General features: G+C 63.9%; 12 protein-coding genes, 2 pseudogenes and 1 CRISPR repeat array. Of the genes and pseudogenes, 2 read left to right on the top strand and 12 right to left on the bottom strand.

Translation table 11 applies throughout. From position 1 onward, the window contains the following. Positions 1 to 488: 488 nt before the first annotated feature. Positions 489 to 3,893: direct repeats of the CRISPR family, unit length 37 nt; unit sequence GTTCCGATCCTCGGCGCCGAGCAAAGCCCGGCGCCGC. A gap of 130 nt (positions 3,894 to 4,023) precedes the next feature. The 10 genes and pseudogenes from cas2 to EET03_RS27980 all read right to left on the bottom strand — a co-directional run bounded on the left by cas2 (position 4,024) and on the right by EET03_RS27980 (position 12,197). After that, the gene (gene cas2, locus EET03_RS33185) at positions 4,024 to 4,314 is read right to left on the bottom strand and encodes a CRISPR-associated endonuclease Cas2 (RefSeq protein WP_075544926.1); all 291 of its coding nucleotides are present in this window, start codon (positions 4,312 to 4,314) and stop codon (positions 4,024 to 4,026) included. A gap of 1 nt (position 4,315) precedes the next feature. Next, on the bottom strand, positions 4,316 to 5,350 hold the full coding sequence (gene cas1c / locus EET03_RS28015) for a type I-C CRISPR-associated endonuclease Cas1c (protein WP_167470722.1): 1,035 nt from the start codon (positions 5,348 to 5,350) through the stop codon (positions 4,316 to 4,318). Then, entirely contained in the window at positions 5,341 to 5,955 is a 615-nt protein-coding gene (gene cas4, locus EET03_RS28010) for a CRISPR-associated protein Cas4 (protein ID WP_075544927.1), read from the bottom strand. Before cas4 ends, cas1c begins: the two co-directional genes overlap by 10 nt. Then, entirely contained in the window at positions 5,948 to 6,853 is a 906-nt protein-coding gene (gene cas7c, locus EET03_RS28005) for a type I-C CRISPR-associated protein Cas7/Csd2 (RefSeq protein ID WP_075544928.1), read from the bottom strand. Before cas7c ends, cas4 begins: the two co-directional genes overlap by 8 nt. Position 6,854: 1 nt before the next feature. Beyond that, the gene (gene cas8c, locus EET03_RS28000; RefSeq protein WP_167470721.1) at positions 6,855 to 8,603 is read right to left on the bottom strand and encodes a type I-C CRISPR-associated protein Cas8c/Csd1; all 1,749 of its coding nucleotides are present in this window, start codon (positions 8,601 to 8,603) and stop codon (positions 6,855 to 6,857) included. Further along, on the bottom strand, positions 8,603 to 9,241 hold the full coding sequence (gene cas5c / locus EET03_RS27995; RefSeq protein WP_099194114.1) for a type I-C CRISPR-associated protein Cas5c: 639 nt from the start codon (positions 9,239 to 9,241) through the stop codon (positions 8,603 to 8,605). The genes cas8c and cas5c overlap by 1 nt, the downstream gene beginning before the upstream one ends. Next, positions 9,238 to 10,758 (bottom strand): CRISPR-associated helicase Cas3', encoded by a 1,521-nt coding sequence (gene cas3, locus EET03_RS27990; RefSeq protein WP_244232576.1) that lies wholly within the window; start codon positions 10,756 to 10,758, stop codon positions 9,238 to 9,240. The genes cas5c and cas3 overlap by 4 nt, the downstream gene beginning before the upstream one ends. A 129-nt stretch (positions 10,759 to 10,887) precedes the next feature. Continuing rightward, positions 10,888 to 11,463: pseudogene (locus EET03_RS33180) on the bottom strand (CRISPR-associated endonuclease Cas3''); the annotation flags it as partial. A gap of 87 nt (positions 11,464 to 11,550) precedes the next feature. Further along, a complete protein-coding gene (locus tag EET03_RS27985; RefSeq protein WP_075544932.1) occupies positions 11,551 to 11,952 on the bottom strand; it encodes a PIN domain-containing protein in 402 nt (133 codons plus the stop codon). After that, positions 11,949 to 12,197: an AbrB/MazE/SpoVT family DNA-binding domain-containing protein gene (locus EET03_RS27980; RefSeq protein WP_075544933.1), complete on the bottom strand. Its 249-nt coding sequence runs from the start codon at positions 12,195 to 12,197 to the stop codon at positions 11,949 to 11,951. Before EET03_RS27980 ends, EET03_RS27985 begins: the two co-directional genes overlap by 4 nt. A gap of 100 nt (positions 12,198 to 12,297) precedes the next feature. On the opposite strand from EET03_RS27980, the gene EET03_RS27975 reads away from it, so the two are divergent. Then, positions 12,298 to 13,248: an ERCC4 domain-containing protein gene (locus EET03_RS27975; protein ID WP_075544934.1), complete on the top strand. Its 951-nt coding sequence runs from the start codon at positions 12,298 to 12,300 to the stop codon at positions 13,246 to 13,248. 403 nt (positions 13,249 to 13,651) lie between these two features. Here EET03_RS27975 and EET03_RS32555 read toward each other — a convergent pair whose 3' ends face one another. Together EET03_RS32555 and EET03_RS32120 are read right to left on the bottom strand one after the other, a co-directional pair. Beyond that, a complete protein-coding gene (locus tag EET03_RS32555; RefSeq protein WP_279637765.1) occupies positions 13,652 to 13,786 on the bottom strand; it encodes a hypothetical protein in 135 nt (44 codons plus the stop codon). After that, positions 13,771 to 14,039 (bottom strand): annotated as a pseudogene (locus EET03_RS32120) (PIN domain-containing protein); the annotation flags it as partial. The pseudogene EET03_RS32120 and the gene EET03_RS32555, both read right to left, overlap by 16 nt. Before the next feature lie 146 nt (positions 14,040 to 14,185). Here EET03_RS32120 and EET03_RS27960 point away from each other — a divergent pair. Continuing rightward, positions 14,186 to 15,118: PE family protein (locus tag EET03_RS27960; RefSeq protein ID WP_136625771.1), on the top strand; the 933-nt coding region annotated here is incomplete at its 3' end.

The raw sequence follows: 15,118 nt of genomic DNA, 5'->3' as shown, positions 1-15,118 counted from the left end.
CGATCGATTGACTCCAACTCGAACACCACATGCTCGGACAAGACATCGGCGGCAGTGCGGGGTAGCGTCATTACAGGCTCCGGTTCGGGACGAGGACCCAAATCCCGGGTCCCTCAACCGCTCACAGGCAGCGGTCACACATTCTGGTGGCATCAGCATGCCACCGATTACGTCCCAGCCGGAGCCCCCAACTCAGCAGCCCACCGCTGGCACGGTTCCACAGGTTGGGGCGCAGCCCCGGTAGTGTTTCGTTTGGAAAAACTGAGTTACGACCGCGGTGACCTCGACGTCCAGCGCGATCTGCCAGGAGCGTGATTCACCGGTGCGGGTTGACATTCCGATGCGCTGGTAGCCGCCGCGTGCGAGGCCGACGATTTGTACTTCGACTACTTCGACGCGTCCGCGCCGGATCGCCGCTTTGAAACTTCTGTGCCGAGCACCGCCCGATCCGCGTTTGTGTGCACCTGGAGCCATTTGTTGAGCTTGATCTTCCGATCCTCGGCGCCGAGCAAAGTCAGCCGCCGCCGTCGAGGACGCCAGCGACGACAATGCCCGTCCGGTCATGTCCCGATCCAAGGCGCCGAGCACAGCCAGCCGCAGCTTGACGACCTTGTCGATGGTGCGTGCGGTACGGTCGTTCGGATCCTGGGCGCCGAACAAAGCCCGGAGCTGCCGCTTGCTTGGCCACGCCGGCGCCCAACGACCCCGAGGTTCCGATCCTCGGCACCGAGCAAAGCCCGGCGCCGCTGGCACGGTACCCAAGTGCCTGCCGATCTCATCGGTTCCGATCCTCGGCGCCGAGCAAAGCCCAGCGCCGCTCGGCCGCAGTTGCCGCCACGGCGTCGGTGTCCAATGTTCCGATCCTCGGCGCCGAGCAAAGCCCGGCGCCGCCGGCCCACGGTCGGGGAGCTGGTCGAGTGGATGTCCGTTCCGATCCTCGGCGCCGAGCAAAGCCCGGCGCCGCCAACCAAAATCGCCCATAGCCGTCCGCGCCGATCGCTGTTCCGATCCGCGGCGCCGAGCAAAGCCCGGCGCCGCCTGCGTGAGCCGCGCTGCGGTGCTCACAAAGCGGTGTTCCGATCCTCGGCGCCGAGCAAAGCCCGGCGCCGCTCCGGCGTGCAAAAGTCGGTGCGCCCAACGCTATGTTCCGATCCTCGGCGCCGAGCAAAGCCCGGCGCCGCGTCTGCCACAGCGCCCGGCTGGCCCGCCATGCTTGGGTGTTCCGATCCTCGGCGCCGAGCAAAGCCCGGCGCCGCGGGCCGCTGTGCACGGTGATCGAGAACATGATCAGCGTTCCGATCCTCGGCGCCGAGCAAAGCCCGGCGCCGCCGCCAACCCTCTATGCGCTTGGGGGCACGGTAGCGGTGTTCCGATCCTCGGCGCCGAGCAAAGCCCGGCGCCGCCGGATCGACGGGAGCACCTCGCCAGTAATCCAGCGGCGGTTCCGATCCTCGGCGCCGAGCAAAGCCCGGCGCCGCCGCGTCGTCGTAGAACTGGGCGACCAGCGACACTGCAGTTCCGATCCTCGGCGCCGAGCAAAGCCCGGCGCCGCCGCGTCGTCGTAGAACTGGGCGACCAGCGACACTGCAGTTCCGATCCTCGGCGCCGAGCAAAGCCCGGCGCCGCTTGATTCGTAAGCGTCCGACTCCGACAGGTATACAGTTCCGATCCTCGGCGCCGAGCAAAGCCCGGCGCCGCCTTACCCGGTTTGATGCATTGCATGGTCTGCCAGTCGTTCCGATCCTCGGCGCCGAGCAAAGCCCGGCGCCGCGGAAGCCGAGTACGGACGGATGACGCCATGGCGGAGTTCCGATCCTCGGCGCCGAGCAAAGCCCGGCGCCGCCTGTGGTGTTGGCGCGACCGAGGTCATGTCAACGAGCGTTCCGATCCTCGGCGCCGAGCAAAGCCCGGCGCCGCCCGCCAGTTAAGCGGCTTTCCCGGCGCCATCCAGTCGTTCCGATCCTCGGCGCCGAGCAAAGCCCGGCGCCGCCGACGTTTGTATTGGCGACGAATCGTCCTCAAGGTGTTCCGATCCTCGGCGCCGAGCAAAGCCCGGCGCCGCCCGCACCGTCGCCCAGTCCGACGAATCGGTAACCGTGGTTCCGATCCTCGGCGCCGAGCAAAGCCCGGCGCCGCCACGACCAGCTCGTCGCCAACGCTCGGGCAGGTGTTGTTCCGATCCTCGGCGCCGAGCAAAGCCCGGCGCCGCCCAGGGGGAGGGCATCAGCCTCAGCGGCGGCCTGATCGTTCCGATCCTCGGCGCCGAGCAAAGCCCGGCGCCGCCGGAGCGGATCGCAGTAAGCGCCCGGATTCATGGCTGGTTCCGATCCTCGGCGCCGAGCAAAGCCCGGCGCCGCCAGAGATGGATGACTGACATGACCCGCGGTCTACCCCCCGTTCCGATCCTCGGCGCCGAGCAAAGCCCGGCGCCGCCATGAGGATCCCAATGATCTGTTCGATCGGCGTCTTGTTCCGATCCTCGGCGCCGAGCAAAGCCCGGCGCCGCCAGCTGCGCATCGCACGCGCTGCCGGCCACCCCGCGGTTCCGATCCTCGGCGCCGAGCAAAGCCCGGCGCCGCCAGCAGCATCGGCTTCATCTTTCTTCCGAAGATTGGTTCCGATCCTCGGCGCCGAGCAAAGCCCGGCGCCGCCACATCACCTGCGGATCATGCGGCTACACCCAACGCGTTCCGATCCTCGGCGCCGAGCAAAGCCCGGCGCCGCCGGCGCCATATTGCACCACATCACCAACCTCGGAAAGTTCCGATCCTCGGCGCCGAGCAAAGCCCGGCGCCGCTCGTCGGTCGCATCGCTGACAGAACGGGCGTCGATGTTCCGATCCTCGGCGCCGAGCAAAGCCCGGCGCCGCCAAATCCTGTCCGACGGACACTGGCACAACTGGCAGGTTCCGATCCTCGGCGCCGAGCAAAGCCCGGCGCCGCCAAATCCTGTCCGACGGACACTGGCACAACTGGCAGGGTTCCGATCCTCGGCGCCGAGCAAAGCCCGGCGCCGCCCACGGACCTGTTCTCATGACCGCCCCAGATCACCCGGTTCCGATCCTCGGCGCCGAGCAAAGCCCGGCGCCGCCGAGCAGTGATCCGCCGCAGTCGCGGCACGTGCTGTGTTCCGATCCTCGGCGCCGAGCAAAGCCCGGCGCCGCCGAGCCGACAGGATGGATTTACGGGCTCCGTGCAGACGTTCCGATCCTCGGCGCCGAGCAAAGCCCGGCGCCGCCAATCCCGACGAGATACACCCGATCTGGGGCGCACACGTTCCGATCCTCGGCGCCGAGCAAAGCCCGGCGCCGCTCGGGCCATCGGGGAGGTCGATGTCGATCACAACGTTCCGATCCTCGGCGCCGAGCAAAGCCCGGCGCCGCGAGACGCTAAAAGTCCAGTGTCCCAATGGTGATCCGGTTCCGATCCTCGGCGCCGAGCAAAGCCCGGCGCCGCCGTTTGGTTCGTCGGTGTCGTCTGCGCGCATGAAAGTTCCGATCCTCGGCGCCGAGCAAAGCCCGGCGCCGCGTGGCCGGCGTTGAGTTGGACGAGCTCGCCGGGCTCGTTCCGATCCTCGGCGCCGAGCAAAGCCCGGCGCCGCCTCGGCGGATCTCGTAGGAGCCTGGCGCGATGGCAAGGTTCCGATCCTCGGCGCCGAGCAAAGCCCGGCGCCGCCTGGACGCCAGATCGGATCGTGGTCGGCCTTCCATGTTCCGATCCTCGGCGCCGAGCAAAGCCCGGCGCCGCCAGAACGGGCGTCGATGAATATTGGTTGCTGACAGGGTTCCGATCCTCGGCGCCGAGCAAAGCCCGGCGCCGCTCGGCACTATCAACAGCATCGCGTCCTTGTTGTTGGTGTTCCGATCCTCGGCGCCGAGCAAAGCCCGGCGCCGCCGTTCGCGACCAGCCATTTTTCGGCGACCGCGACAATCATCAACTTATCAATGAACCGTTCTGCGCTTACGGAGCCCAAATCCTCGGGCGGATCTACTACGGGTCGCATGTCTAACCCAGGTCCGCCCCTTCACAAAATGACTGGTTGGCGCCAGTCGACATCTGGTCCACGCCCGCGGGTCACCACGTAGCGACGGTACGGCTCACGCAGTCTGTAGACGGCTACCCGATCGGTCCTCGGGTCGATAACCTTCTCAACGTCATGTATTAGCAGACGGACTTCGCGCATTTCCAGCTGGCATTCGAAGACTGACTTTTGGACACGCAAACCGTACCCCTCGCAAACCTTCGCTATCTCGCGAAGACGACGCTCCCCGTCAGGTGACGCCGTGCTGATGTCATAGGCCACCAGTATCTCCATCTCACCGCCCTGTCGTTCGATATGGGAAATAGTGCGTCAGATCGCCGCGAAGGTGCCGTGCCAGGAGAAGCGCCTGAAGTCCGGGCACTTTCCGCCGCTCAATGTCCTGGTCGATCACGCGATGCTGAATTGCCGTCCGTAGATGAGAGTCGAAGGCAGCGAGAAACGTTGTGCGGCTGTCGTCGCTCAGCCGCCATACACCAGTGGGATCAACGCCGAAGGACTTGGTACTCAACTGCCGGCGGTTGATGAGGGTCAAAACCAAGCGATCAACGAACGGAGCCCGCAGCTCCTCCATCAGGTCGAGCGCAAGCGATGGCCGTCCCGGCCGGACGGGGTGCAGGAAACCAACCTGTGGGTCGAGCCCAACATGCTCAGCTGCGGCCACACACTGTGTCCGAAGCAATGCATAACCAAAGGACAAGAGGGCGTTGACCGGATCCAAAGGCGGGTGCCGTACTCTACCCGTGAACGTGAACCCTTCGGGCGAAAGGAGAGCGGACCATTCCGCGAAGTATCGTTTAGCTCCGACTCCCTCAATCCCTCGAAGTGAATCGAGATCTCCTGCAAATCTTGCCCTTTCGGCAAATACAGCGAGTTCGTCACCAGCCTCACGAAGCGCCCTGCTACGCGATGACCTGTCCTTCGCCGCGTCAAGCAACACAACACGGGTGTTGAGCAGTTTAGCCGCAACGATGGTCCGCGCGATGTCGACGGATCGGTCGGTATCTACTGCAGCACGCCACTGCTCCATTCGCAGTAGGACATTTCCATGAGTAGGCGCACGTAATCCGAACCGAAATCGACCACCGCTCGTCAACCACGAAACGTCTATTCCGTCTTCAGCACACCTGGCCATCACCGCTGTAGACAACGTGATATTACCGAAGCAGACAATTGACTCGATGCTGCGCACTGGCGCCCGCACCGTCGGCTGGTCGGGTCGACGTACCTCGAACGAATCGTGGTCGAGCGCGACAAACGTTCCCACTGTGGTGAGGTAGAGACTGCGGCGCTTGTCGGCGATCAGGGCCACCAGGTCGCTCCATGAAGGCCACGCTGACGGTGCGAATCGCCAACCAACCGAGGCATGCACCACGCGTTCAGCGAACATGCCGGGCAGCGAGCATCATTCACCGGTCGGGGCAGCCATTTCTGTTCCCAACATGCGTCGCGGATCTCCGCTGCCGCATGGTGTACGGCGGTTCTCAGCTCCTCACTGGAGGTATCGACATCGCAAAATGTGTTGGTCGCGGCCAGGTAGATCCGTCCATACATTATTGGTATCCCGAGCATCTCCTCCAAGCAGATCGCCTGTCCCACAAGCTGTATCGTCGCCGCGTGATGTGACCGCCTTCCCGACTTGTGCTCGATCGGAATAGCTCGCTTGCCCTCCACTGCGATGCGGTCACAGCGGCCACGCAAACGGTGAACTTCAGACGCAACCGCCACGGCCCAGTAAACCTGCACGCCGTGGCGGCTCTCATGGCCGACGGTGTCGACACGTTGATGCTCAAGGTGGCCACGGGTCGTGTCATCGTTGTCGGTGAAGTGCTGCTCGTGATGGATGATGGCCCACTGACGCGGACAGTAGACCCAATGCTCGATTTCAGATAGCAGCACCCAGTCGTCGTCAATCACCGATCAGTGTGTGGGTGACGCCGAGTGAATCGAGCCCGTCCACGTCGACATCGACTTTGTAGTCGCTGAACTTACGTGCCGGGCCTTCCACCTTGCGTGTGATTGATATACGGCTGAACAGGCGCTCGGGGTGGCATCGCCCGTAGCGGTCCTCATGGGTGAAGATGTGGATTCCCCGGCATCCCGTCATGCCACGCGACGACGATCGGTCGAGTGACCACATGCGTTGCAGCGCATCCCAGAAGACTTCGAGGTCTTCCTCGCCGAAACCCGTCTTGTCAGCAAGCGAAGGAGTTATGAACCCCTGTACGCGGAAAAGCGCATACGGCACGATGTGTTTCGAGCCCATCTCACGATCCTTGCCGCCCTTCTCACCCGTAGCAAGCTTCTCCAAATCCGATTCCTTTGTCACCGCGACCCGGGTAATCGTCAATTCAGATGGCTGAACGGGTTCGACGCTTGTGCTGATACCGGTAATCTGAATCGGCCCGCGAAGTTGACCCGCAGGATGGTCGCCTGTCGACATTACGGCGCCGAAGGCGCGGACATCGTAATAGCGCCGGGCAAGTTCAGCACCAACTTTCTGCTGTTCGGCCGCAGGGCGCTTGTTATTCGGCTGCATGCCAAGAGCTTCCGATGCGACGCGGTGCCGCTGGTTGAGGGCAACCGCCTCGCCGACATAGATTTCGAAGCCTTCGCGGCCTACATAAGCATCCCCAATGAATGATCGGACTTTGCGCTTTACCGCCACATCGCTGACCCACGCGTAGCCGGTTTCGGGATCACTGCGCGGCGCATTCCCATTGTCCGGGTCCCCGTTTGGGTTGCCGCCGGTGACGTCATATAGCATCAGGAAATCGTGTCGCCTCCCGATATCGAGATAAGCAGGCTTTGTCATATCACTCCTCCTCAGCGGTTGTTTCATCGGTATCTGCCTGCGCGCGATGGAAGCGCGCTTGTCGTTCGTCCCAGTAGCCGAGCGCGAAGTCGGCTTGCTCCTCCAGCCTGAGCGTGGCAGGCCAGCCCCCCGCCTCGATCAGTAATGCGACCAGCTCTGCTAACCGGCGGGAGATTGCGATCTGGGCGCCCTTGCCGCGGTCCGATCGACCGGCCTTCGCCAGATTGTGATTGGCGGTTTTGAACAGACCCGCGAAGACTTTTTTCGGCGTCGTCGAGGCGCTGGCATAGTAGCGGTCGACGATCGTGCGGTTAATGTCGTAGCCGAGTGCGGCGTGCTGCGCAGCTTCGAGCTGTGCAAGCATTCGGCCGCAAAGCACTGCAGCTGTGTGGGGTTCGCCCATTCGGTCCTCCTTCAGGTTCACGTACAGATTGAGACATGCGAGGCGGCCGCCGACCGCTGTCCAGTCGATGTTGTCGCCATTGCGAGGGGTTGGTACGGCCCTGCAACGGTCAATTAGTGCCGCCAACACGGAGCGTGGCAGTGGCGTCCCGGCCACTGCTGCGCGGGCGAGTGCTTCGATGATCCGGTCCTTACGCGCCTTGCGCGCATTACCTTCGCCGAGTGGAACAGCAGCCTCGGCAAGATGCCAGATCGCGGGCCACCATGTCTTGCCGTCTCGTCCTGGCCGGGCTATGAGGTCAAGCCAGCGTTGTGTGCGTCTCTCGATCTCGGCGAGCGTGCTGACATGGTCAAAGCGGACAACAACACGGCCCTCAGTTAACGACAGCCCAAGTAGGCGAAAACTATCCGATGGCGAGAGTCCAGGCCGGCCAGTCCAGGGTCTGGCGAGCAGAGCCGCGACATCGTCCTCATGCGGCCCGGCGATGATATTGAACGGATCGAATGCCGCGTCGGCGGCCAGCCACCACACGAATGTCAACTCGCCAATTCGCCTGTGGTGATGGTCATCTGCCAACAACCAGTTGAGTGCCTGGTGGCTGCGGATCGCCACGGGAACGGAGATCTGAGAGCCACTGGATTGCTCGGCGTTGTAACGCAACGCGGAACGAAAGTTTGCTGAAATCAGCTTTTGCCCCATTCCACGTTTTACGAAGACGTCCGGCGTTTTCCTAGCCAACGCTGAGTAGGTGTTCGAAACCTGGCACACGCCCTCGGCACCGCCGCTGAGGTCGACGTTGGTGATTTCCGCCCACCAATCACGGACCGTGGCCAACTCGTTCGGATCTACGCCGTTGACTCTGAAGCTGATAAGGGCGCTCGCTTCCTTTATGTCGCCCCTGGAATCGGCCTCAAATGTGATTCCCCGACTGAGAAACTCACCAATCGCGCGGTCACGGTCAGAGACAAAACGAGCAATCACATCGAGGACGGATGCTACTGGCCTGTCGTGCGTTCCTAGCGCTTTCGCTGCTTCATCGAGCCGATCGATGAACGCGACACGAGCCTTCTGCGCGTTGCTCTTTGCCCTCTCGCTGTTGTTCTTCGGCAGGCCAAGAACGTACTGGACATTGTCGCAAGCCAACAATGCGCGGATGCCACTCGTTCGGCCCAGCTCTGGAACAACTCGCACCGTTTCATCAGGTGCGGTGTCGGTGATTCCCAAGCACCGCCCGCCGCCATCAAGATCCACGATGAATCGAACTCGCTTGCGCCGATACCCGATTGGAGGCAATCGATCCTCGGCAACAAGCCGACCGTAAAGTTCATCAAGACTTCGCAGGAGCATCATCGATCCTTCAGCCGCAATGGAACCGGAATGTCATCAAGCACGCCATCGGTAACGGTCGCATTGAAGAACTCTGGCTTGGTTAGACTTCCGTCATCGCCGTGATAGCCGAGGTCGAGACTCATCGGGCCGATTGGAATGGTCAGGCCGGAGAGTGGCTGCGTTACAGTTAGATCCACGGGAGCGAACGATGCAGCGTACTCACGTAACCCAAGATATGGCGGCGAAAAGAAGGCGCCGCGCTCAACCCTCCGACGGAACTGGTCACGGTACTTGGCAACTGGGTCTGACGTATGGTTCCGAAGAGACTGCCTCGCGAAGATGACATAGTCAACATCCCTGAGGAAAAGATTGTGTCGTTGCGTCCGATCTTCCAGGACATCGATTCTGCCGTCGCGGCTTGCGCGCTTCTTCACCTCGTTGCGGGTCATCGAAACCCATTTGGGCTCAGCGAGCACCCAGATCCGGGTGACAATCCAGTCGAACTCTGGCTTCCAGAAAATCGATGAGAGCATACCTACCGCAGCGGGTGGTGTCATTACTGGGTAGGACACTCGTTCCGTCGCGTACTCGGGCCGCGTGAAGCAGGCAAACGGACCCCATACACGTACCGCGACTTCAAACGGATGACGGTTCACCAGATCAAAGCCTCCATTTCCTTATCGACCGAAAGCCCGAAGACACTGTCATAGGGGCCATACCAGACCATCACGCCAGCTTCGCGTTCTTCCACGAGCCCGGTTTCTTTGCACCGGTTCAACTCTCGGCCGCGAAGCGATACTGTGAACGGCTGGTGCTGCCTCAGAAAATGGCGCCGCGATGCTGGATCGTCCGGTATTATGATCGCCGTCGGGTCGAAACCTCCATAGGGTACGAGCACAGGGGTAGTTTCGTCGGCGATCACGCGGTAGCTCTCGGCTACCTTCGCAAAATTCAGCGACTCGCGCTCGCGTTGAATTTCCAGTTTGTCCAGCTTGTCACGCGTGGCGTGAATCAGCCGGTCGTAGTACGTTTCCAGCGTCTCGGGCGCGAATGGGTCGGCCCCCGAACGCAGAAGGTCGCGGGTGATTTGCGTGCCGATCTTGTATTCGTCAGGCGGAACATGACCGTCGACCGGATCGATGAGAACCAGCTCCCCCCGGTCCGCAAGCCCATGCCGATTAACTCGACCTGCAACCTGCACAACGGCGGGCAACGGCCCATACGCCCGGATGGCAACCGGAAAGTCGACATCGATGCCTGCTTCAACAACCTGCGTCGACACCAACGTGCACGGCCTCCCCTCTCGAAGTCGCGCCAGGACCGCGTCGAGCACATCGACCCGATGTTTTGGGCATAACCGACTCGAAAGGTGCGCCAGCCCAGCCCGCCCGACTAAGCGGCCACAGACCTCCCGGGCATCCGCGATGGTGTTGAGGACGACAAGACATTGCCCGCGGTGTCCGTCGCTCTCCGCGGCAACTCGTGACGCAAAGCCGTCCCATGAGAGCCGATCTGGGACAAGGTGCGCGTCGGTGCGGTCGAAGACTTTGTTCCGATTTCCGACGTCGAGCAAGGCCCGGCGCTCGACTCCCTCAGCACTGCCAATCTTGTCGAACGGCGGCTGTGTTGCCGTTGTGAGGACAACCGAGCACCCGTACAACCTGACGAGTTCTCTGAGGACATCGAGCGTTGGGTCAAGCAATCGCCACGGCAACGACTGCACCTCGTCCAAGACGATGACGGATCGCGCCAGGCGATGCAGTTTCCGAGTCCGACTGGGATTGTTGCCGAATAGTGACTCCAACAACTGGACTGTCGTCGTCACGATGACGGTTGCGTCCCAATTCTCAGCCGCCAGGCGAGACCAGAGGCCGGCGCCGGATTGCGACTCACCCCGTGCGAACACTCCGGAATGATGTTCAAGTACGACGGGCGCACCAGGCCCATCGTCAAGCAGAGCGCGGTAGACGTTTGCAACCTGCTCGGTCACCGAAATGAAGGGAACCGCGGTCACCACACGGCGAAGTCCGTTGACGGTCGCGTGTCGCAGAGCGAACGCCAGCGCAGCAATCGTCTTGCCCGAACCTGTCGGTGCTGTGAGCTCGAACCATCCCGGGGAGGCCGAAGCCTTCGACGTCACCTCGTCGAACATTGCGGTTCGCGCCGGGGTCACCGGGTCGCCTTGACGTTCCGCCAACGAGAGTTTGCGCCTGGCCTCGCATCGATCATCGAGAGCGCTGAGCCCGAGTGGTTGTGGGAACTCCCGCCGGCCGCGGCGAAAGTGCTCCTCGGTGTCGAGCCCGTCGGCGTCTACCAGCGCTGAGAACACCATGCGGAGCCAGAACTCCATCCGTCGCATGCCAGCCGAATCAGGGCGGGGTCCGGGACGAAACCGCGGCGGGATTACCGCCTGCGGGTCGGGAGGTATTAGTCCGAGCGTCTCGGCATGGTCGATCGCGGCTTGATGGCCGGTAGTCGGCTCACTGCGCATTTTCGAGCGGACATCGGTCGCGTCCGGTATCCCACCGTGATGACCTACGATGACGGGCGCGAATGTCCCTAGTCCCCAAGTGGTGCAGAGGAATGCGCCCGCGTGCTTGTGATCGACCATCGACAGTTTGTTCCCGATATCGGCCGCAGCAAGATACCGCTGCCACGCAGGATCAGCTTTGCCAAGGTCGTGCAGCTCCCCCACCAATCGGCAGGCGTCACCCGAGCCAAATGCCTTGCCGAATGTGCCAGCCCGTCGCCCGGTTCCCGCCAGATGGTCGGCCAAGGAATGCCAAAGGCCGCTGTCGTTACGCGAGTGTGCGGCGAGCACGGGTGGCGTGGGACGGTGCTCGGTTGGCCCGTCCCGGCGTGGGGTTGTTTGAGCCATGGCCGCAGCGTAAGACAAGGGTCTGACAAGCCGTGCCGGATTCGCCTAGGCCGGGTTTCACTAGGTGAGCGCACGCAAACTTGGGGTTCAGGCCGGCGGCGGCTCGATCCGCTCGATCGTGGTGATCCGGTCGATGGACCGATCGAAGGACGCGACCTTGCCGACTCCGGTGCTCTCAGCACAGGCGGTGAGGTACGCCTCCGCGAAGTCGATCCGTTTGCTCTCGTAGACTTCGATCGCGCGCAGCAGAAGGGCCGCGTCCACGCAGAGTACCGAGCGAAAGCCAACGAGCGACCGCATCGCTTGAGCAATCTGGTCGCGGGGCGTTTCATAGAACGACTCCAACACGTACACCGTTTCCGCGACAACCAGGTCGGTCAGGAGCAAATCCGGCGCGGTCGCCAGGTAGGCAGTCGCCCGTGCTGCCATCTCTGGCGGGTCGCCGGTCAAGTGTCGGACCAGGACGTTCGTGTCGACGAACCCGCTCAACGTCGACCCGCAGCTCGTTTCGTTTTCGTGCGGCGAATCACCTCGTCCCAGGCAACATTGCGTTTCGCCGCCGGTACGTGGATCGTGCCGGCCAAGGAGAGAAAGTCCGGTGTGCGGGCAAACACCGCCCGACTGCCCTCAATCCGGAAGACGACCTGATCCCCGGGCTTCAGGCAGAGCGCATCACGCACCGCTTTGGGAACCGTCACCTGACCTTTCGACGTCATCTTGGCCGCAGCCTCCATCGTGCTCCTTACTTAATCGATAAGGTAAGGATACCTCCGGCGATAGTTACGCCCGAGTGCCTCCTTCACCCGCCCTCAAGCCACCCGTACCCTGCAAACTGTGGAGCTGCTCGTCGCCGCCAACCCGGACGAAAGCTCGCGGCTGCCCTACCTGATTCGGGTGCCGGTGGGAGCGGGCCTGGTCTTCGCCACGTCGGATGTGTGGCCGCGCACCAAGGCGCTGTATTGCCATCGGCTCGACATCGCCGACTGGCCCGACGACGCCGTCGTCGTCGACCGGGTCGAGTTGCGCAGCTGCAGCCGCCGCGGCGCGGCCATCGACGTTGTCGCTGCCCGCTCCCGGGAGAACCGATCCCAACTGGTGCACACCATGGCCCGCGGCCGTCAGGTGGTGTTCTGGCAGAGCCCCAAGACCCGCAAACAGTCCCGGCCGGGCGTGCGCACCCCCACGGCTCGTGCCGCCGGTATCCCGGAACTCGACATCATCGTCGATTCTCACGAACGCTATCCCTACACCTTTACCGACAAGCCCGCGCGGACGACGCGCGAAGCCCTTGCCTGCGGCGACTACGGACTGAAAGTAGCCGGGCAGCTCGTCGCGGCGGTCGAGCGTAAAGCGCTGTCGGACTTCACCTCTGGGGTGCTCAATGGCACACTGAAATATCAGCTCACCGAGCTGGCGGCGCTACCCCGGGCCGCGGTGGTGGTCGAGGAGCGGTATTCGGAGATCTTTGCGCTGAGCTATGCCCGCCCGGCCGCGGTCGCCGACGGGCTCGCCGAATTGCAGATCAGCTTTCCGACGGTGCCGATGGTGTTCTGCCAAACCCGCAAGCTCGCCCAGGAATACACCTACCGCTATCTTGCCGCCGCTCTGGCCTGGTTCGTCGACGATGCCGGCGCCGCAACGGTTTTCGAGCCGACTCCGGCCGATCCCGAGCCGAGCAGTGCCGAACTGCGCGCGTGGGCGAAAACCACGGGTCTGGCGGTGTCCGACCGTGGGCGGCTACGCCCGGAGATTCTGCGAGCCTGGCAGGACGCGCATCAACGGTGAGTACTGAACCGCCCCGATGCTCCTATGGTTGTCTAGCTGCCGTAGGGATTTCGGCTGTATCGATGTTTGCGCTGGCGAGGGCCTTGTAGACCTGTCGGGCGAGGTAGCGTTTGAGGCATCGCAGGATGTCTTTGGGCGACAGTTGTTCTCGTGCTCGGCGAGCACGATAGGCGCGTGTTTGGGCGTCGGTGGCCAGTCGGGTGCAAGCGATCATGCGCAGGGCACGGTTGGCCTGGCGGTCACCGCCGCGGGATAGTCGGTAGCGATGGGTTCGGTGTGACGGTGGCTCTTTCGGATAAGACCGCCTCGGCGGCGTAGGCATCGAGCGGGTCGGACTTGCCCTTGATAGGGCGCTGGCGGCGGTCGGGGCGGTTCACCTCGGCCACCCGCACTCCCTCGGCAGTCAGGTGCGGCTCAGGCCGGTACCGTAGGCACCAGTGCCCTCGATGTCAACCGCGAACAGCCGTCCGAATGAGCGCATCCAGGCCAGCAGCAACACGTAGCCGGCTGCGGTGTTGTTGCTCAACGGTACCCGCATTGCCGACGCCGAGTTCCCAGCCACAGCCGTGCCGAATCGGCAAGTGCCGCATGGAAAAATAACCGGCCGTTCCGAGGCGGGCAGTCGAAGTAATCAGATGGCGGTCAGTAACCCGACGGTGGGCCGACATAGCAATTCGATCGCCGCCCTCACCGACCGCCTCCAATTGAGCGATAGCAGTCGCCGGCGTCGTCGACACCCACATGAGCCTGCGGTTGCTCGACATGCGAGCGAATCCCAGTCCAGTGGTCGGCGGTTTCCAGGGTCGCAGAACGCCCAAACCGATGATGCGATTCATCCTTGGACAAAGCACCAGAGCGGGCCCACGTAGCGCGATACGATGCCTCGGTGACGCGCCAGGCGGCGGCACGGCGCTGAACCAAGGCAACAGAGGTAGCGATGTCGTTGGTGGTGGCAGTGTCGGAGGCGCTGACGTCGACGGCGACGGACTTGGCCGGCATCGGTTCGGCGATAACAGTGGCCAACGCTGCGGCGGCAGCTCCCACCGCTAAGGTGCTGGCGGCGGGTGCTGACGAAGTATCGGCGGCGATCGCGGCGTTCTTTTCCCATCACGCCCAGGCTTATCAGACACTCGGCGCCCAGGCGGCAGAGTTTCATCAACGGTTCGTGCAGGCATTGAACACCGCCGAGAGCTGGTATGCGGCCGCCGAGGCCGCCAACGCCTCACCGTTGCAGTCTGCGGAGCAGGGACTGCTGAATGCAGTTAACGCGCCCACCGAGATGCTGTTCGGGCGCCCGCTGATTGGCGATGGCGCCAACGCGCCGGCGGGAAGCGGCCTGCCCGGCGGGGCCGGCGGGCTGCTGTACGGCAACGGTGGAAACGGCGGGTCCGGCGGAACGGGCCAGCCCGGCGGGGCCGGCGGGGACGCCGGCCTGATCGGAAACGGCGGCCACGGCGGCAACGGCGGGGCCGCCGCGAACGGGGGGACGGGTGCGCCCGGCGGACCGGGCGGCAATGGCGGGTTGCTCTACGGCTTGGGCGGCGCCGGCGGCAACGGCAGCGCCGGCTCACTCGGCGCCGGCGGGGCCGGCGGTGCCGGCGGCAACGCCGGGCTGGTGGGCATGGCCGGAGCCGGCGGAGCCGGCGGTGACGGCGCGGTGAATGGCACGGTCGGCACCGGCGGAGCCGGCGGGGCTGGCGGCAATGTCGGGCTGATTGGCACCGGCGGAGCCGGTGGGACCGGCGGCAACGGCGCCACCAGCGGTACCGGCGGGGCCGGCGGCACGGGCGGCGACGGCGGGTGGTTGTACGGCGGCGGTGGCGCCGGCGGGGCCGGCGGAGCCGGCGGACCGAGCACCACTGACTTGGTC

The sequence above is a fragment of the Mycobacterium innocens genome (assembly GCF_900566055.1).
GTDB classification, from domain to species: Bacteria; Actinomycetota; Actinomycetes; order Mycobacteriales; family Mycobacteriaceae; genus Mycobacterium; species Mycobacterium innocens.
This window is presented reverse-complemented; position numbering and strand designations above follow the sequence as displayed.

Excerpts from the sequence above, each read along its gene's own strand:
- cas2 (WP_075544926.1), bottom strand. The coding sequence starts at position 4,314 with ATGGAGATACTGGTGGCCTATGACATCAGCACGGCGTCACCTGACGGG.
- cas8c (WP_167470721.1), bottom strand. The coding sequence starts at position 8,603 with ATGCTCCTGCGAAGTCTTGATGAACTTTACGGTCGGCTTGTTGCCGAG.
- EET03_RS32555 (WP_279637765.1), bottom strand. The coding sequence starts at position 13,786 with ATGCGGGTACCGTTGAGCAACAACACCGCAGCCGGCTACGTGTTGCTG.
- cas7c (WP_075544928.1), bottom strand. The coding sequence starts at position 6,853 with ATGACAAAGCCTGCTTATCTCGATATCGGGAGGCGACACGATTTCCTG.
- EET03_RS27980 (WP_075544933.1), bottom strand. The coding sequence starts at position 12,197 with ATGGAGGCTGCGGCCAAGATGACGTCGAAAGGTCAGGTGACGGTTCCC.